Genomic DNA, 18633 nt, shown 5'->3' on the forward strand with positions numbered 1-18633 from the left:
ACCCCCCGCTTCCCCACCCCTACCGTGGACCCCGTAACACCGCACACCCCCAACGGAAGGGCCGGATCCGACGATGACTTCCCCCACCGCCTTCTGGCTCGCCGGCCGCCAGGTCACCGGCGAGGACACCTTCGACGTCACATCCCCGTGGGACGGCCGGCTCGTCGCCAAGGTGAGCGTGCCGACCGACGCCCAGGTCGAGGAGGCCGTCTCCGCCGCCCACGCCGTCCGCGAGGACTTCGCCGCCACGCCGGCCCACGTCCGCGCCGCCGCCCTCGACCACGTGAGCCGTAGCCTCGTCGAGCGCACCGAGGAGATCGCGCGGCTCATCTCCGCCGAGAACGGCAAGCCGATCAAGTGGGCCCGCGGGGAGGTCGGCCGGGCCGTGTCCGTGTTCCGGTTCGCCGCCGAAGAGGCCCGCCGGTTCAACGGCGGCGAGGCCCAGCGGCTCGACACCGACCCCGGCGGTCAGGGCCGACTCGCCCTCACCCGCCGCTTCCCGAAGGGTGTCGTCCTCGGCATCGCGCCCTTCAACTTCCCGCTCAACCTGTGTGCCCACAAGATCGCCCCGGCGATCGCCGCGGGTGCGCCGATCATCCTGAAGCCCGCGCCCGCCACCCCGCTCTCCGGCCTGGTCATCGGCGAACTCCTCGCGGAGACCGACCTCCCGGCCGGCTCGTGGAGCGTCCTGCCGGTGTCCAACGAGCGCATGCCCGCCCTCGTCCAGGACGAGCGGCTTCCGGTCATCTCCTTCACGGGTTCCGAGAAGGTCGGCTACGCGATCATGGACTCGGTGCCGCGCAAGCACTGCACCCTGGAGCTGGGCGGCAACGGCGCGGCCGTCGTCCTCGGCGACTACGCGAGCGACGCCGACCTCGACTGGGCGGCCACCCGCATCGCCACCTTCTCCAACTACCAGGGCGGCCAGTCCTGCATCTCCGTGCAGCGCGTGATCGCCGACGCCTCCGTGTACGACCGGTTGCTGCCGCGCATCGTCGCCGCGGTCGAGGCCCAGGTCACCGGCGACCCCGCCGACGACAAGACCGATGTCGGCCCGCTGGTCAGCGAGGACGCCGCCAAGCGCGTGGAGGCATGGGTGCAGGAGGCCGTCGACGCCGGGGCGAGCCTGCTCACCGGCGGCAAGCGCGACGGCGCCTCCTACGCGCCGACCGTCCTCACCGACGTACCGGCGACCACCACGATCTCCTGCGAGGAGGTCTTCGGGCCCGTCCTCACCGTGCGGAAGGCGGACGGGGAGGCGGAGGCGTTCGCCGCCGTCAACGACTCCAAGTACGGCCTCCAGGCGGGCGTGTTCACCCACGACCTCCAGGCGGCCTTCCGTGCCCACCGTGCCCTGGAGGTCGGCGGTGTCGTCATCGGCGACGTGCCGTCCTACCGCGCCGACCAGATGCCGTACGGCGGCGCCAAGCAGTCCGGGGTGGGCCGCGAGGGCGTGAGGTTCGCGATGGACGACTACACCTACGAGCGGGTGCTGGTCCTCACCGGGCTCGCCCTGTAGCCCACCGCTGACCCACCTCTAGCTAATGGGAACCATTTTCAGCTAGGGTTCCCGAAGGGGCCCGGCACCGATGCCTTCCGGTGCCGGGCCCCTTCTTGTGTCAGCCTGTTCCGGACCCTCAACCGGAGAAGCCGACACGCGCGAGCCGCAGCGGGCCGCGCAGTCTGAGGTGGATGTCGTGCACGCCCTCGGCGGTGAACGCACCGGCCGGCCTGACGTAGTCGTACGGCCCCGAGGTGGGCGCGTCCGGTGACAGCGTGGCCAGGGCCGGGCCGCCGTCGACGGACACCTCGACCGTGCCCTCGCCGGACACCTCCACCGTCACCTCCGTCGCACCGGAGCCGAAGTCGCAGGCCCGGTAGACCAGTTCGCCCAAGCCGCCCGCCACGGGCGTCACCGCGTCGCCGGACACCTTCGTGCGGTCGACGATCTCCGTGCCGCTCTGCTCGTCGAAGTCGGCCGCGGCCAGGCCGCGTTCCAGCACACGGCGGGGTGCGCCGGGCTCACCGTCCAGGAGCACGGTCGTGCGCAGCCGGACGTCCTCGCTGGAGGCGCCGGCCAGCAGCTCGTACGGGCCCGGCTCCACGCGCCACCGGTCCTGGGCCACGTCCCAGAAGCCGAGGGCGGTCAGCGGGAGTTCGAAGGACAGCTCCTCCTTCGCGCCGGGGGCGAGCGCCACGCGGCGGTGGGCCGCCAGCTCGCGGCGCGGGCGCACGACCGACGGGTCGACGGCGCGCGTGTAGAGCTGGGCCACCTCGTCGGCGGTCGTGTCACCGGTGTTGGTGACCGTGAAGGAGACGTGCACCGCGTCGCCGTCGACCCGCGCCGACAGGTCCCCGTACGCGAAGGACGCGTACGACAGGCCGTGCCCGAAGGGGAAGAGCGGGGTGCCCTCGAAGTAGAGGTACGTCTGCCGGGCGCCGATCACGTCGTAGTCGAGCAGGCCGGGCAGGTCGGAGTCGTCGGCGTACCAGGTCTGCGGGAGACGGCCCGCGGGCGAGACGTCGCCGGCCAGGACGCGGGCCAGGGCGGTGCCGGCCGCCTGGCCGCCGTGCGCGGTCCACAGCACCGCGGGCAGCGGGCCGGTATTCACCGCGTACGGGTAGGCGGACACCAGCGCCAGCACGGTGTTCGGGTTCGCGGCGCGGGCGGCGCGCAGCAGCCGTTCCTGGTGGGCGGGCAGGCGCAGCGTCGTACGGTCCTCGGTCTCGCGTCCGTTGATGTGCGGGTCGTTGCCCGCCACCACGACGACCACGTCGGCCTGCGCAGTGACCCGGGTCACTGCGCTTTCTCCGCTTTCGGTGACTATGAGCTCGAAGACCTGCGGATTCTCCTCGGCAACCTTGACGCCGTCGGGGGCGACAGACACATGACGACCCGTGCCGACATGCCGGAGGAGGTGACCGTTGTCGTGAGGTTCGAGCCGGAACGTCTCCTGGACGATCCAGCCGCCGGGCTGGTCCGCGGAGGCGCGGACGTAGCCGTCGTCGGCGACCGAGAGATAGCGGCCGTCCGGCGCGCGCAGGGTGAGGACGCCCTCGCCCCAGTCGACGAGCGCGAGCTCGGTGCCGGTGGCGTCGGTGGTCAGCGGCGGCAGGTCGGTGCGGCCGGCCAGCAGGGCAGGGTCCAGGGCGCCCTCGGCGCCGCGTGCCTCGTCGGCGGCGCCCGCCGCCTCGGGCACCTTCACGAACGTGCCCTCTGCAGTCTTCAGCAGTACCCGGTCCACGCCCTCCGCGAACTCGACGCGGTCGGCGCCGAACCGCTCGTAGAGGCCCTCCAGCGGGGTGGAGCGGTGGATGAGGGTGCCGCTGTACCAGTCGAGCTTGCACTCGTCGGCGAGCAGGCCGACCACGGCGATCCGGGCGGCCGGGGCGAGCGGCAGCAGGCCGTCGTTCTTGAGCAGCACGATCGCCTGCTCGGCCGCCTCCTGCGCGAGCGCGCGGTGGGCCGGGGTGTCGAACTCGCCGGTGCCCGAGTGCGGGTCGTAGTGCGGGTCGAACTCGCCGAGGCGGAAGCGGACCGAGAGCTGGCGGCGGACCGCGAGGTCGATGTCGGCCTCGGTGAGGAGCTTCTGGTCGTAGGCGCCGCGGACGCGCGCGACGATCTGCGAGCCGTCCGTGCCGTGGTCGGTGAAGCTGTCGACGCCCGCCTTGAGGGAGGCGGCGGTCGCCTCCTCGTGGGTGTCGAAGTAGTGCTCGAAGTCGACCAGGTTGCTGGGGGCGCCGGCGTCCGAGCAGACCAGCAGGTCCTCGTCGGTCCAGGCGCGCAGGTGCTCGCCCAGGTACGGGGAGACGTGGTTCGGGCGGCCGTTGACCAGGTTGTACGCCGGCATCACCCCGGCGACCGCGCCCGCCTCGACGGTCTCGCGGAAGGCCCGCAGGTCGTACTCGTGCAGCACACGAGGGCGTACCGAGCTCGACGACGTGGCCCGGTCCGTCTCGTTGTTGTGGGCCAGCCAGTGCTTGAGGACCGGCGCCGTGCGCCAGTACGTCGGGTGCTCGCCGCGCAGGCCGTGGGTGTAGGCGGTGGCGATGGCCGAGGTCAGCTTGGGGTCCTCGGAGTAGCCCTCCTCGTTGCGGCCCCACAGAGGGTGACGCAGCAGGTTCACCGTGGGGGACCAGACGTTGAGGCCGACGCGGTCGTCGCGGGCGCGCATCGCGCGGGTCTCCTTCGACACCGCCTCGCCGACCCGGCGTACGAGGTCGGTGTTCCAGGTCGCGCCGAGGCCGACGGCCTGCGGGAACACCGTCGCGGGGCCCATCCAGGCGACGCCGTGCAGCGCCTCCTGGCCGGTGCGGAACCCGGCGACGCCCAGCCGCTCGACGGCGGGCGCGAACTGGTGCAGGAAGGAGATCTTCTCGTCGAGGCTGAGCCGCCCCAGCAGGTCGTCGACGCGCTTCGCGAACGGCAGCTGCGGATCGCGGAACGGTTCGGTGGGCGGCGTGTGTGCGGTCACGTGGGGATCCCCTTGCGATGGATCGGCGAGGCGCTTTCGAAGCGCTTCGATGCTCATTCGACCACGGGTCGGGTGTCAAGACACTTCAAGGCAACAACTCCGACTCCCGCCTGTCACGTCAAGCGCCATATAAGGAGGATCGAATCCCCAAGAGGTCGGGAACGGCTCGGGAGAATTCTGGAAGCGGCTCTTGTGCGCCCCCATGCCTTCACTTAACCTCGCAGCAACATCGAAGCGCTTCGACTACGAGGCCGGCCGCCCCGGAGGCAGCCCAGACCTCGTCAGTGGTCGGAGGATCGCTTCAGCTCAGCCAGTTCCACTCAAGACACCGCAGCCGACGGCTCCACCGCCGGGTGTCCTGGTGCGCCATGAAGGGTTGACGCAATGACGCCGAACGCCGCTTCCGGGTCCTCCCCGAGTCGGAGAAGCTTCCTCGCCTCCACGGCGGTCGCCGCCGCAGCGGTGGCGGGTGGAATGCCGCTGCTCGCCGCGTGCGGAGGGTCGGACAGCGGCTCGCGCGACGGCACCACGTCGGGCAAGGACGCCAAGAAGATCCTGCCGACGTTCGTGGCCAGCAACGTGGTGACGCCGGACATCCCCTCCAAGAACGGCTCCGCGGCCGGCTTCACCAGCAAGCTCGACCTCGCGACCCTGAAGACGTCGGTCCCGAAGAAGCTCGGCAAGGGCGGCAAGGTCACCATCATGTCGCCGTTCTGGGGCTCACCGCCGAAGGGCGACAACCCCTACTACACGGCGATGAACGACGTGATCGGCGTCGACGTCCAGTGGCAGAACCAGGACGGCAACACCTACGACCAGAAGCTCGGCGCGGTCCTCGCCTCCAGCGACGTCCCGGACGTGGTGGTCGTACCCGGCTGGAACATGGGCGGCAAGATACCCAGCGCCATCCTCAGCAAGTTCGCCGACCTCGGCCCCTACCTGTCCGGCGACAAGGTCAAGGAGTACCCGAACCTCGCGGCGATCCCGACGGACGCCTGGCAGCGCTCCATCTTCGGCGGCAAGCTGCGCGCCCTGCCGATGCCGGCGCCCTACGTCACGAACATCGTGCCCTTCTACCGCAAGGATCTCTTCGACAAGCACGGCTACGAGGTCCCGAAGACGACGGACGAGTTCACGGCCCTGGCCAAGGAGATCACCAACGCCAAGGCCAAGGTGTGGGCCTGCGGCGACATGAAGTGGACCGCGTGGAACAGCTTCGGTGTGCCGTCCGGCCAGGAGAAGCCGCTCGGCTGGATCCAACAGGACGGCAAGCTGGTCTACCGCGTCGAGCTGGACGCCTACCTCGAAGCGCTGGAGTGGACCCGCAAGCTGTTCGCCGCGGGATACGTGCACCCCGACTTCAAACTGGGCAAGAGCCAGGCCGTCGACCCGAGCACCAAGTTCGCGGCCGGCGAGTTCCTGATCTACAACAACGACATCTCCAGCTGGTACGGGCAGCAGGCCTCGCAGGCCACCCAGAACCCGGACTTCCAGATCTGGGGCATGGACATCTTCGGCCACGGCGGCGCCGACCCTCTCATCTACGCCACCCAGCCGGCCAACATCTTCGCCTTCGTCAACAAGAAGGCCTCCGAGTCGGTCATCCGTGACGTGCTGGCCGTCGCCAACGTCACCGCTGCCCCGTACGGCACCAAGGAGTACATGCTCACCAACTACGGGGTCGAGGGCACGCACTACACCGTCAAGGACGGGGTGCCCGTCAAGAACGACAAGGGCAACCAGGAAGTGTCCAACGCCTTTGTGATGGTCGCCAGCCCGGCCCCGACCATCGCCCACCCCGACTTCCCGGACATCGCCAAGGGCCAGGTCGAGTGGCAGCAGCGGATGGGCGCCTTCACCAAGAAGTCGGCCTTCTACGGCATGCAGATCGTCGAACCCGCCCGCTACACCAACCTCTCCAACGACTTCGAGCAGCTCGAGGACGACATCGTCCGCGGCCGCAAGAAGATCAGCGACATGCAGGCGGCCGTCTCCGACTGGAAGAAGAAGGGCGGCGACCAGCTGCGCGACTGGTACCAGAAGCTGCTCGACGACAACGGCTCGGCGGCGAGCTGATCCGGCGCTGAGGCAAGGAGAACGGCCGTGTCCCACAGCACGGTGCCTCGGAGCAGGGCCGAGGCCGACGAGACGAGAAAGACCCCGGTGGCGCCCGGCGGCGCCACCGGTCCGGGGGAGGAACAAGCCTCCGGGAAGCTGAGTCTGCGCGTCAGGTTCAGACGCGACCGAGTCCTGCTCCTGATGACCTTGCCGGCCGTCGTGCTGGTCCTGCTCTTCAACTACGTGCCGATCCTCGGCAACGTGGTCGCCTTCCAGGACTACGACCCCTACATCAGTGACAACGGAGTCGTCTCCATCCTCCACAGCCCCTGGGTGGGGCTGGAGAACTTTCAGAGGCTCTTCGAGGACTCGGCCTTCTGGGGCGCCGTCCAGAACACCCTCGTGCTGTTCTTCCTCCAGCTCGTGCTGTACTTCCCGATCCCGATCCTGCTCGCGCTGCTCATCAACAGCGTGGTCAGGCCCCGGGTACGAGCGGTCTCGCAGGCGATCCTCTACTTGCCGCACTTCTTCTCGTGGGTGCTGGTCATCGCGGTGTTCCAGCAGCTGTTCGGAGGGGCCGGAATCCTCTCCCAGCTGCTGAGGCAGCACGGGTATGACGGCATCGACATCATGACCGACCCGGACACCTTCAAGTTCCTGATCACCGCGCAGAGCGTGTGGAAGGACGCCGGCTGGGGCATCATCGTCTTCCTCGCCGCGCTGGCCTCGGTGAACCCGGACCTGTACGAGGCCGCCGCGATGGACGGCGCCAACCGGTGGCGCCGCATGTGGCACGTGACCCTGCCCGCTCTGCGGCCGGTGATCGCCCTGCTGCTGGTGCTCCGCGTCGGTGACGCCCTCACCGTCGGGTTCGAACAGATCCTGTTGCAACGCGACGCGGTGGGGCCAGGGGCGTCGGAGGTCCTCGACACCTTCGTGTGGTGGAACGGTGTCCGCAACCAGGACTTCGGCTACGCGGCCGCCGCCGGCCTGATCAAGGGTGTCATCAGCCTGGGCCTGGTGCTCATCGCGAACAAGGTGGCCCATCTCATGGGCGAGCAGGGGGTGTACAAGAAGTGAGCGCCGTGACCGAAGAACCCGTGCGTACACCCGGCCGCTGGGCCGCACCACCGCGGCCCGTGTGGGAGGAGGAGCCCAGCAGGGCCGGCCTCGCGGGCAAGGGACTCGCCCTGGGGTTCGCCTGCCTCGCGATCCTCTTCCCGTTGTGGATCGTCGTCGTCACCAGCCTCTCCTCGAAGAAGACCATCGACGAGGCCGGCGGGCTGGTGATGGTCCCCAAGGGGATCACCTTCATCGCCTACCGGGAGCTGCTCAGCGGTGGACAGGTCACCCGGGCCACCGTCATCAGCGTCCTGATCACCCTCGTCGGAACGCTCTTCTCGATGGGCGTGTCCGTTCTATGCGCCTACGGTCTCTCCCGTACGGGGTCGCTCGGCCACCGCTGGATCCTGATGACCCTGTTGGCGACGATGTTCTTCAGCGCGGGCCTGATCCCGACGTATCTGCTGGTGCAGTCGCTCGGGCTGACGGACACGTATCTCGCGCTGATCCTGCCGAGCGCGATCAGTGTGTTCAACATCCTGGTCCTGCGCGGGTTCTTCATGGGGATCTCGCAGGAACTCATCGACAGTGCGCGGATCGACGGGGCGGGTGACTTCCGCATCCTGTGGCAGATCGTGATGCCGCTGTCCCGGGCGGTGCTCGCGGTGATCACTCTGTTCTACGCGGTCGGGTACTGGAGTGCGTGGTTCAACGCGTCTCTGTACCTCAACGACCAGGACATGATGCCGTTGCAGAACGTCATGATCCAGCTGGTGCAGAAGCAGGAGGCGCCGGTGGGGCTGGGGCAGGCGATCAAGACCGGTGAGTTGTCCGGGTTGGCCGTGCAGATGGCCGTCATGGTGATGGCTCTGCTGCCGGTGGCCGTGTTGTCTCCCTTCGTGCAGAAGCACTTCAAGAAGGGGATGTTGACGGGGGCGGTCAAGGGCTGAGGCCCTCCACGGGGGAACGCCGGTTGTCCTTTGTCTGCTGGTTGCTCGTGGCTGGTCGCGCCCACGCGGCGGAGCCGCGTGTGCGATACAGCCCCGCGCCCCTGAGGGGCGCGACCCTTCCCTTTCTCAGAAGTAGAACGAGGTATGTCATGTACGCGTCCCGACTGAGTCGCCGTGCCGTTCTGGCCGGGACCGCCGCCGCGGCGGCCCTCACCGCCGTTCCCGTGCTCCAAGGGCGTGCGCATGCCGCCGAAACCGCCGCCGCTCCCACCTATCGCTGGCGCAACGCCGCCATCGGGGGGACCGGGTTCGTCACCGGCGTGCTGTTCCACCCCTCCGTGCGCGGGCTCGCCTACGCCCGGACCGACATCGGGGGCGCCTACCGGTGGGACGACCCGGCCGCTCGCTGGATACCGCTCATCGACCACATCGGCTGGGACGACTGGAACCTCCTCGGTGTCGAGGCCATGGCCGTGGACCCCGCCAACCCTGACCGCCTGTACCTCTCCGTCGGCACCTACAGCCAGTCCTGGGCCGGCAACGGTGCCGTCCTGCGCTCCGAGGACCGCGGCGCCACCTGGAAGCGCTCCGACCTCAGTGTGAAGCTCGGCGCCAACGAGGACGGCCGGGGTGCGGGGGAGCGGCTGCTGGTCGACCCGCGCGACAGTGACACCCTCTGGCTGGGCACCCGGCACGACGGGCTCCTCAAGTCGGCGGACCGGGGGGCCACGTGGGCGGCCGTGACCGGCTTCCCGCCCTCGCCCTCCGCCTCCGGCCAGGGCGTGATCCTCCTCGTCGCCGCAGGCCGCACCGTCTACGCCGGCTGGGGCGACTCCGACGGCACGGCCGGCAAACCGAACCTGTACCGCACGGCCGACGGCACCACCTGGGAGGCCGTCCCCGGGCAGCCCACCGGCACCTCCGCCAAGGTGCCGATCCGGGCCGCCTACGACTGCCTCACCCGCGAGCTGTACGTGACGTATGCCAACGCGCCCGGGCCCAACGGGCAGTCCGACGGCAGTGTGCACAAGCTGGCGACCGTGAGCGGCAAGTGGACCGACGTCACCCCGGTGAAGCCGGGTGGGACCACGAGTGACGGGTCCACCGACTCCTTCGGGTACGGCGGGGTCGCCGTCGACGCCCGGCGGCCCGGCACCGTCGTCGTCTCCACCAACAACCGGTGGGCGGCGGTCGACACCCTGTACCGGACCACTGACGGCGGCCGTCACTGGACGTCGCTGAAGGACAAGGCGGTCCTCGACGTCTCCGAGACCCCTTTCCTCACGTTCGGCGCGGACCAGCCGAAGTTCGGCTGGTGGATCCAGGCCGTCGCCGTCGACCCGTACGACTCCAAGCACGTCGTCTACGGCACCGGCGCCACCCTCTACGGCACCCGCGACCTCAAGAACTGGGCCCCGCAGATCCGCGGCCTGGAGGAGACGTCCGTGCGCCAGTTGATCTCGCCCCCGGCCGGTACGGCGCACCTGATCAGCGGGTCGGGGGACATCGGCGTGCTGTACCACGAGCGGCTCACGGCGTCGCCATCGCGGGGCATGGCGACGAACCCCGTGTTCGGGACGGCGACCGGACTCGCACTGGCCGCGCAGAAGCCGTCGTACGTCGTCCGCTCGGGCTGGGGCGACCACGGCAACGGCGCCTACTCGGGTGACGGCGGGCAGACCTGGGACCCCTTCAAGACCCAGCCCGCCATCGCCAAGGACGCTCCGGGACCGATCGCCACCAACGCCGACGGCAGCGTGCTGCTGTGGACCTTCGTGCACTGGGACGGCACCCGGTATCCGGCGCAGCGCTCGACGGACAACGGCGCCACCTGGTCCGAGGTGTCCTCCTGCCCGAAGGGCGCGACACCGGTCGCCGACCCGGCCGACCCCACGCGCTTCTACGTGTTCGACAGCGACACGGGAACGGTCCTCTTCAGCAAGGACGGCGGCCTGACCTTCACCAAGGGCGCGACCGGCCTGCCGTCCGGCGACACCCAGTTCAAGCTGGTCGCCGCCCCCGGGCGCTCCGGTGACCTGTGGCTGAGCACCAAGTGGAACGGTCTGTACCGGTCCACCGACGGCGGTGCCACCTTCACGAAGGTCAGCAGCTGCTGGGCCTCGTACACCCTCGGCTTCGGCAAGGCCGCCGACGGCGCCGACTACCCGGCGATCTACCAGGTCGGCGCGACCGGCAGCATCACCGCGGTCCTGCGCTCCGACGACGGGGCCAAGACGTGGGTGCGGATCAACGACGACGCCCACCAGTGGGGCTTCATCGGCGATGCCATCACCGGTGACCCGCGCATCTACGGCCGTGTCTACCTGGCCACGAACGGGCGCGGCGTCCAGTACGGGGAGCCCGCCTGATGCCGGACCTCAGTGTCGCCACCGAAGGACGGATCCTCTTCGGTGGCGACTACAACCCCGAGCAGTGGCCCGAGGAGACCTGGCACGACGACGTCCGGCTGATGAAGGACGCCGGCGTCAACTCCGTCACCCTCGGGGTCTTCTCCTGGTCCATGCTCGAACCCCGTCCGGGCGCACGGGAGTTCGGTTGGCTGGACACGCTGATGGACCTGATGCACGACAACGGCATCGGCGTCGTCCTGGCCACCCCCACCTCCTCGCCGCCGCCCTGGATGGGCCGGCTGCACCCCGACACCCTGCCCGTCACCGACGACGGCCGCACCGAATGGTGGGGCGGCCGTCAGCACTTCTCGCACTCCAGCGCCACCTACCGGCGCTACGCCGCCGCCATCACCGAGGACCTGGCCGCCCGCTACGGCGGCCATCCCGCCCTCACGATGTGGCACATCAACAACGAGTACTGCACCTTCGACTACGGAGACGAGGCGGCGGCGGCGTTCCGCCGCTGGCTCCGGGAGAAGTACGGCACGCTCGACGCCCTCAACACGGCCTGGGGCACGGCTTTCTGGAGCCAGGGCTACGACAGCTGGGACGGCATCCTGCCGCCCCGGCAGCCCCACTACATGAAGAACCCGACCCAGGTCCTGGACTTCCGGCGCTTCACCTCCGACATGCTCCTGGAGTGTTACGTCGCCGAGCGTGACATCGTCCGCCGGGCCACTGCGCACATCCCGGTCACCACCAACTTCATGCCGCTGTGGTTCGGCCAGGACGCCTGGCGCTGGGCCGAGGAGGAGGACGTCGTCTCCGTCGACCTCTACCCCGACCCGCGCGACCCCCTCGGCGCCCAGAACGGCGCCCTGGTCCAGGACATGACCCGATCGCAGGCCCGCGGCCCCTGGATGCTCATGGAGCAGGCGGCCGGCCCGGTCAACTGGCGAGGCGTGAACCACCCCAAGCCACGCGGCCTCAACCGCCTGTGGTCCCTCCAGGCCGTGGCCCGCGGCGCGGACGCCGTCTGCTACTTCCAGTGGCGCCAGTCCCGGCAGGGCGCGGAGAAGTTCCACTCCGGGATGGTCAGCCACGCGGGGGAGCAGGGCCGTACGTACCAGGAGGTCAAGCAGCTCGGCGCCGATCTCGAACGGCTCGCTCCCCATGTGGCGGACCGCCACATCACCGCGAACGTCGCCGTCCTGCACGACTGGCACTCCTGGTGGGCCGGCGCCCAGGACGGCCGCCTGTCCACCCGGGTGGACTACCCGGACGTCCTGCGCGCCTGGCACCGTGCCCTCTGGGAGGCGCAGCTCACCACCGACTTCGCCCACCCCGAGCACGACCTGACGCCGTACACGATGGTCGTCGTCCCCCAGCTGTACGCGCTCACCGACGCGGCCATCGACAACCTCCTCGCCTACGTGCGCGGCGGCGGCACCCTCGTCAGCGGCTTCCTCACCGGCGTCGCCGACGAGGACGACCGGGTACGGCCCGGCGGCATGGACGCCCGCCTGCGCGAGCTGTTCGGCATCCGCACGCTGCACGAGTGGTGGCCGCTGGACGCGGGGGAGAGCGTCGAGTGCGACGGCTTCCGCGGAACGCTGTGGTCGGAGGAGATCGAGGCCGACAACCCGGACCACACCGTCCCCTACAAGGGCGGGGAGCTCGACGGACTGCCCGCCGTCCTGCGCAGGGGCCGCGCCTGGTACGTCTCGACGCTCCCGGAGCCGGAGGCACTGCGCGAGCTGCTCGCCCGCGTGGCCGCCGACGCCGGAGTCCGGCCGGTGCTCGACGGCCTCCCGGCCGGGGTCGAGGCCGTGCGCCGAGGTGAGCTGCTGTTCGTGCTCAACCACGGGCGCGAGCCGGTCACCGTCGCCGTGCCCGGCACCCACACCGACCTGCTGACCGGGGCGGCCCACGAGGACCGGCTCACCCTCGGCCGCTACGGCGTCGCGGTGCTCGCGTCATGACCGGCGGCCCCGCCCACGGCACCTGGGAGCCGCAGCCGGCCGCCCGCTGGGAGGACGGCTTCCTCAGCGGCAACGGCCACCACGGCGCCCTCGTGTACGGCGATCCGGACGACGACCGTGTCATCGTCACGCACCACACCCTCGTCCGCCCCAACGGCAGCCAGAACGCCCGCGCGCCGCGGCTCGCCGACGGCCTCCCCGAACTCCAGGACCGGCTGCTCGCCGGTGACCTCACCGCCGCCGAGGGCTTCACGGACGGACGGCCGTTGCAGTGGGTGCAGCCCTTCCACCCCGCCTTCCAGACCCGGCTGCGCCGACCCGCCGGGTCCCGGCAGCGCTACCGCCGCTCCGTCGACTTCGCCACGGGCGAGACCACGGCCGAGTGCGCGGGCTGGACCAGCCGCGTCTTCGTCTCCCGCGCCGACGACGTGATCGTCCAGCACGTCACCGCCCCCGGTCTCACCCTCGACATCGCGCTGGACCACCGACTCCCCGGCGCCCCGGCGAAACTGGGCGTCGGCAACGGCGCGCTCCTCACCCCCGAGGGGGCGCTGCTCAGCCTGCGTGCCCGCTACCCCGACAGCGACCGCGCGTACACCGGGGTCACGCTGATCGCCGTCACCGGCGGCAGCACCACCCTCGCCCCGTCCGGGGCCCACGTCGCCGACGCCTCCTCGATCCTGCTGCTCACTCGCGTGCGACGGCACACCGGCGAGCTGGACGTCACCGAGGAGGGGCGGGCCCTCAGGACACTGCTCGGGGAGTCCTCGTACGAAGACCTCCTCGACCGCCACCTCGCACTCCACCACACCGCCTACCACCGCGTCACCCTCGACCTGCGCGCCGACGGCACCGAACGCGCCCTCGCCGGATCCGAGCTGCTCAAGCGGCCCGGCACTACGGCCCTCCTGGAGCGGCTCTTCGCGGCCGGCCGCTACCACCTGCTCTCCTCCAGCGGCCTCAACCCGCCCCGCCTGCCCGGCCTGTGGACCGGCGACTGGGACACCGCGTGGGCCGGCGCGTTCACCAACGACGCCAACGTCAACCTCCAGACCGCCTCCGCCACGGCCGCCGCCCTCCCCGAAGTCACCCACGCCCTCGCCTCCCTGATCCACCGTCAGCTGGACGACTGGCGCGCGAACGCCCGCGCCGTGTTCGGCGCCCGGGGCGTGGTCGCGCCCGCGCACACCGACGGTGAGTCCGGGCACGCGTACCACTTCAGCCGCGAGTACCCGCTGCACCTGTGGACCGCCGGTGCCGACTGGCTGATCAAGCCGCTCGTCGACCACGACGAGACCCGCGGCGAACGCGACCCGCGCACCGCCGCCGCCCTCGCCGAAGTCGCCCGCTTCTACGAGGACTTCCTCACCCGCACCAACGAGGAAGAGCATGTCGCCGTCGTCCCCTCCTACTCGCCCGAGAACCGGCCCGCGAACGCGAGCTGGGGCGCGATCAACGCGGCCATGGACCTGTCGGCCGCCCGGCACGCCCTGCTCACCGCAGCCGCGTACCACCCGGACACAGTGGAGGCCGGCCGCTGGCGCGCCCTCGCCGACCGGCTCCCGCCGCACCGGATCAACACCGACGGCGCCCTCGCCGAATGGGCCTGGCCCGGCCTCGACGACACCTACGACCACCGCCACCTCAGCCACCTCTACGGCGTCTGGCCGCTCGACGAGATCACCCCCTACGACACCCCCCACCTCGCGGCCGCCGCCCACCGCGCGCTCCAACTGCGCGGCGCCGAGAACGACTCCGCACACGGCCACCTCCACCACGCCCTCATCGCGGCCCGCCTCCGGGACGGCCACCGGGTCGCGCACGCGCTCGCCAACGTGCTGGAGGGCGACTTCTTCCACGCCTCCCTGATGAGCGCCCACTACCCCAAGCGGGACGTCTACAACGCGGACGCCGCCCACACCCTGCCCGCCGTCCTCATCGAGACACTCGTGCAGTCCACCCCCGACCGCCTGGTCCTGCTGCCCGCACTCCCCGCCGCCTATCCCCAGGGCGAACTGCGGGGCGTACGCACGAGGTTCGGCGCCACGCTCGACCTCCACTGGACCCCGGACGGCCTGCGAGCCGTCCTGAAACCGACGCGCACCCACCGCGTCGAACTGCGCACTTCCTCCGGCGCCCGGCCGCTCGACCTCGTTGCCGGAGAAGACCACGTCCTCACGCTGGGGGCGTGGTAATCCCCCCATTTCCCCCCACCCATGGAAAGGGACACCATGGCATCACGCACGCTGAGCAGAGTCACCAAGGCCCTGCTGGCCCCCGCGCTCGCGCTCGGCGCCACCATCGGCCTCGCCTCCGCCCCCGCCTCGGCCGCCGTCTGGAACTCCTGCGACCAGTGGGGCAACACCAGCCTCAACGGCTACACCCTCTACAACAACATCTGGGGCTCCGGCGCCGGCAGCCAGTGCATCTGGGCCAACTCCGGCACCAACTGGGGCGTCTGGGCCAACCACCCCAACACCGGCGGCATCAAGTCCTACCCCAACGCCAAGAAGGTGATCAACAAGCCGATCACCTCCCTCGGCTCCCTCTCCAGCAGCTACAACGTCACAGTCCCGTCGTCCGGCGCGTACAACACGTCGTACGACATCTGGGACACCGACTACGACTACGAGATCATGCTCTGGGTCAACAAGACCGGAGCCGTCGGGCCCCTCGGCACCTCGCAGGGCAACGTGACGCTGGGCGGTCACACCTGGACCGTCTACAAGGGCAACAACGGCGCGAACGAGGTCTTCTCGTTCGTCCGCACCTCCAACTCCAGCTCCGGCACCGTGAACATCCTGCCGATCCTCAAATGGATCAAGGACACCAAGGGCTGGTTCGGCAACGAGACCATCGGTGACGTGCAGTTCGGCTACGAGGTCACCTCGTCGAACGGCGGACTGGACTTCACCACCAACAACCTGACGGTAAGCAGTAGTTGAGAAAACGGGGAGCCGTCCATGGGGCGGCTCCCCACCCGCCTGCGGGTGCGGTTTCATGGGCGCCATGCGTATCGCAGCCCCCCTCCGTCACACGCTCCTCGCCGCCGCCGCGACGGCCGCCCTGCTCTCCGCCCCGGGCACCGCGACCGCGGCCCCCGCCTTGAAGGCCACCCAGGCAACGGCGTCCGCCCTGCACCCCGTGGCCGCCCTCGCCGCCGAACGCCTCGCCACCGCCGACCTGGTCGCGGCCGCCAAGTGGGGCACCGACAGCCCCATCGACGACCCCGCCCGTGAGCAGCAGGTCCTCGACACCGTGGCCGCCCAGGCCGCGCAGGTCGGCGCCGATCCGGACGAGGTCCGGCGGATCTTCCGGGACCAGATCGAGGCGAACAAGATCGTCCAGCGCGGCCTGTACCAGCGGTGGACCGCCCACCCGGAGCAGGCCCCGACCACCAGGCCGGACCTCGCCGTGGTCCGCCAGACGATCAACCGCATCAACACCGACCTCGTCCAGGCCCTGGCCGACTCGACCCCCGAGCGCACCGTGCCCACCTGCCGGCCGGAGCTCGCCCTGGCGGCCCTCCAGGTCCACCACGAGCAGCACCCGGACGCTCTGCACACCCGCGCCCTCGTCCGCTCCCTGGCCTCCGTCTGCCGCTGACCGCACGCACACCGAAACGACGTGCGGCCGGTCCCTCCCCTACGGGGACCGGCCGCACGCCCGAACGACGCGGCTACTCCGCTACAGGCAGCCGCGCCCCGTCCCGCAGGAACAGCGGGATCCGGTCCAGCGGGGCGTCGACCGTCACGGCCTGACCGCCCTCGTACGTCTCACCCGTCCACGCGTCGGTCCAGCGGGCACCGGCCGGGAGATAGATCCTCCAGGTCGTCGCGCCCGGTTCCAGCACCGGGGCGACCAGCAGATCCGACCCGAACATGTAGTGCTCGGAGACCTGCCAGGCGATCTTGTCCTCCGGGAACTCCAGGAACAGCGGCCGCATCGGCGGCAGCCCCTCCTCGTGGGCCTCGCGCATCACCTTCAGGACGTACGGCTTCAGGCGCTCGCGCAGCCGCAGGTACTTCGCCAGGATCGCGCCGGCCTCCTCCCCGTACGACCAGACCTCGTTCGGGCCGCCGGTCATGTCGGGGCCGAGCGGCATGCCCGGGTCGCGGAAGCCGTGCAGACGCATCAGCGGGGACAGCGCGCCGAACTGGAACCAGCGGACCATGACCTCGCGGTACGCGGGGTCGTCCGGGTCGCCGCCGTGGAAGCCGCCGATGTCGGTGTTCCACCAGGGGATGCCCGAGAGTGCGGTGTTGAGACCGGCCGCGATCTGGCGGCGCAGGGTCGGGAAGTCGGTGCCGATGTCACCGGACCACAGGGCGGCGCCGTAGCGCTGGCTGCCCGCCCACGCCGAGCGGTTGAGGGTGATCACCTCGTCCTCGCCGGAGTCGCGCAGGCCCTCGTAGAAGGTGCGGGCGTTCTCGGCGGGGTAGATGTTGCCGACCTCCAGGCCGGGGCCCGCCCAGTAGCGCAGGTTCTCCTGGAAGCCCGGCTTGAGTTCCGGCTCGCAGGCGTCCAGCCAGAACGCGGTGATGCCGTACCGGGTCAGGTAGTTCTCGCGGACGCGCGACCACACGAACTCGCGGGCGTCCGGGTTGGTGGCGTCGTAGAAGGCGACCTGGACGGTGGAGGCGACCTCCTTGTCGGGCCAGTCGGCGTGCGCCATCGGACCGTACTGGGTGCCGATGAAGTAGCCGCGCTGCTCCATGACCGGGTGGTTCTCACTGAGGGGAGACACGGACGGCCACACGCTCACCACCAGCTTGATGCCGAGCTCCTCCAGCTCGCGCACCATCGCCGCCGGGTCGGGCCACTCGTTCAGGTCGAACTTCCACTCGCCCAGGTGCGTCCAGTGGAAGAAGTCGCAGACGATGGCGGTGATGGGCAGGCCCCGCCGCTTGTACTCGCGGGCCACGGACATCAGCTCGTCCTGGGTGCGGTAGCGCAGCTTGCACTGCCAGAAGCCCGCCGCCCACTCCGGCAGCATCGGCGTACGCCCCGTCACCGCGCTGTAGCGGCGCTGGCCGTCGGCCGGGGTGCCCGCGGTGATCCAGTAGTCGATCTGGCGGGCGGAGTCCGCCACCCAGCGGGTGCCGTTGTACGCCAGCTCCACGCGGCCGATCGCCGGGTTGTTCCACAGCAGGGTGTAGCCGCGGCTGGAGGAGAGCACCGGGATGCCGACCTCGGCGTTGCGCTGGACCAGATCGAGGACCAGGCCCTTCTGGTCGAACCGGCCGTGCTGATGCTGGCCGAGGCCGAACAGCTTCTCGTCGTCGTAGGCGGCGAAGCGCTGCTCCAGACGGTGGTGGCCGTTGCCGACGGCCGTGTAGAGGCGGGGGCCGGGCCACCAGAAGTGGGCGCGCTCCTCGGCGAGGAGCTCGCCGCCGTCCTCGCTGCGCAGGAAGCGGACCATGCCCTCGGCGTCGACCGTGACGGTCAGCGCGCCGACGGTCAGCGTGCCAAGGCCGTCCTCGATCTTGACACTGCTCTCGGTCGCCGGAGCGTCCTCCAGCAGCGCGCCCGGCAGGCCCTGCAGGACCGGTCCGCCGAGCCGGGCACGGACCCGGACCGCGTCCGGCCCCCACGGCTCGACACGCACGGTCTCTTGGCGGCCGCTCCACTCCAGCGCGCCGTCCCGCTCGCGGAACGTGCCGACGGTGGGGGACGACTGCGCGAGGCTGACCTGGGGCTGCGCCTCGGCCTTGGGCTGGTTTTCGGCAGGCTGATTCACGTGGGGTGCTCCTGG

Annotated in this window: 11 protein-coding genes; 9 read left to right on the plus strand and 2 right to left on the minus strand. The window is 70.6% G+C overall.

Translation table 11 applies throughout. The annotated features are described in order from the left end of the window. The first annotated feature begins 73 nt into the window (after window positions 1–73). Window positions 74–1519, plus strand: a complete 1446-nt coding sequence (locus ACFYWX_RS11005) for an aldehyde dehydrogenase family protein (protein WP_389423662.1) — start codon at window positions 74–76, stop codon at window positions 1517–1519. A 118-nt stretch (window positions 1520–1637) separates the two neighbouring features. On the opposite strand, the gene ACFYWX_RS11010 is transcribed toward ACFYWX_RS11005, so the two are convergent. Then, window positions 1638–4475, minus strand: coding sequence for a glycoside hydrolase family 3 C-terminal domain-containing protein (locus ACFYWX_RS11010; RefSeq protein ID WP_389423663.1), 2838 nt, complete (start codon window positions 4473–4475; stop codon window positions 1638–1640). A gap of 384 nt (window positions 4476–4859) precedes the next feature. Here ACFYWX_RS11010 and ACFYWX_RS11015 point away from each other — a divergent pair, with 384 nt between their 5' ends. The 8 genes from ACFYWX_RS11015 (at window position 4860) to ACFYWX_RS11050 (ending at window position 16484) form a co-directional block, all read left to right on the plus strand. After that, window positions 4860–6551 (plus strand): extracellular solute-binding protein, encoded by a 1692-nt coding sequence (locus tag ACFYWX_RS11015; protein WP_389423664.1) that lies wholly within the window; start codon window positions 4860–4862, stop codon window positions 6549–6551. Between the two features lie 27 nt (window positions 6552–6578). Beyond that, window positions 6579–7613 carry an ABC transporter permease gene (locus ACFYWX_RS11020; RefSeq protein ID WP_389423665.1) on the plus strand — a complete coding sequence of 345 codons (1035 nt, stop codon included), beginning with the start codon at window positions 6579–6581 and terminating at the stop codon, window positions 7611–7613. Beyond that, the gene (locus ACFYWX_RS11025) at window positions 7610–8545 is read left to right on the plus strand and encodes a carbohydrate ABC transporter permease (RefSeq protein WP_389423666.1); all 936 of its coding nucleotides are present in this window, start codon (window positions 7610–7612) and stop codon (window positions 8543–8545) included. The genes ACFYWX_RS11020 and ACFYWX_RS11025 overlap by 4 nt, the downstream gene beginning before the upstream one ends. Window positions 8546–8694: 149 nt before the next feature. Continuing rightward, window positions 8695–10914, plus strand: coding sequence for a 1,4-beta-glucanase (locus ACFYWX_RS11030; protein WP_389423667.1), 2220 nt, complete (start codon window positions 8695–8697; stop codon window positions 10912–10914). Further along, entirely contained in the window at window positions 10914–12878 is a 1965-nt protein-coding gene (locus ACFYWX_RS11035; RefSeq protein ID WP_389423668.1) for a beta-galactosidase, read from the plus strand. Before ACFYWX_RS11030 ends, ACFYWX_RS11035 begins: the two co-directional genes overlap by 1 nt. Next, window positions 12875–15073: a glycoside hydrolase N-terminal domain-containing protein gene (locus ACFYWX_RS11040; protein ID WP_389423669.1), complete on the plus strand. Its 2199-nt coding sequence runs from the start codon at window positions 12875–12877 to the stop codon at window positions 15071–15073. Before ACFYWX_RS11035 ends, ACFYWX_RS11040 begins: the two co-directional genes overlap by 4 nt. A 36-nt stretch (window positions 15074–15109) precedes the next feature. Next, complete coding sequence (locus ACFYWX_RS11045) at window positions 15110–15823, plus strand: hypothetical protein (protein ID WP_389423670.1); 714 nt, start codon at window positions 15110–15112, stop codon at window positions 15821–15823. A 64-nt stretch (window positions 15824–15887) separates the two neighbouring features. Next, window positions 15888–16484 (plus strand): chorismate mutase, encoded by a 597-nt coding sequence (locus ACFYWX_RS11050; RefSeq protein ID WP_389423671.1) that lies wholly within the window; start codon window positions 15888–15890, stop codon window positions 16482–16484. A gap of 73 nt (window positions 16485–16557) precedes the next feature. Here the strand turns inward: ACFYWX_RS11050 and ACFYWX_RS11055 are convergent, their stop codons facing one another. Continuing rightward, window positions 16558–18618: a TIM-barrel domain-containing protein gene (locus ACFYWX_RS11055; protein ID WP_389423672.1), complete on the minus strand. Its 2061-nt coding sequence runs from the start codon at window positions 18616–18618 to the stop codon at window positions 16558–16560. Window positions 18619–18633 lie beyond the last annotated feature (15 nt).

Source organism: Streptomyces sp. NPDC002888 (assembly GCF_042888465.1).
Classification (GTDB): Bacteria; Actinomycetota; Actinomycetes; order Streptomycetales; family Streptomycetaceae; genus Streptomyces.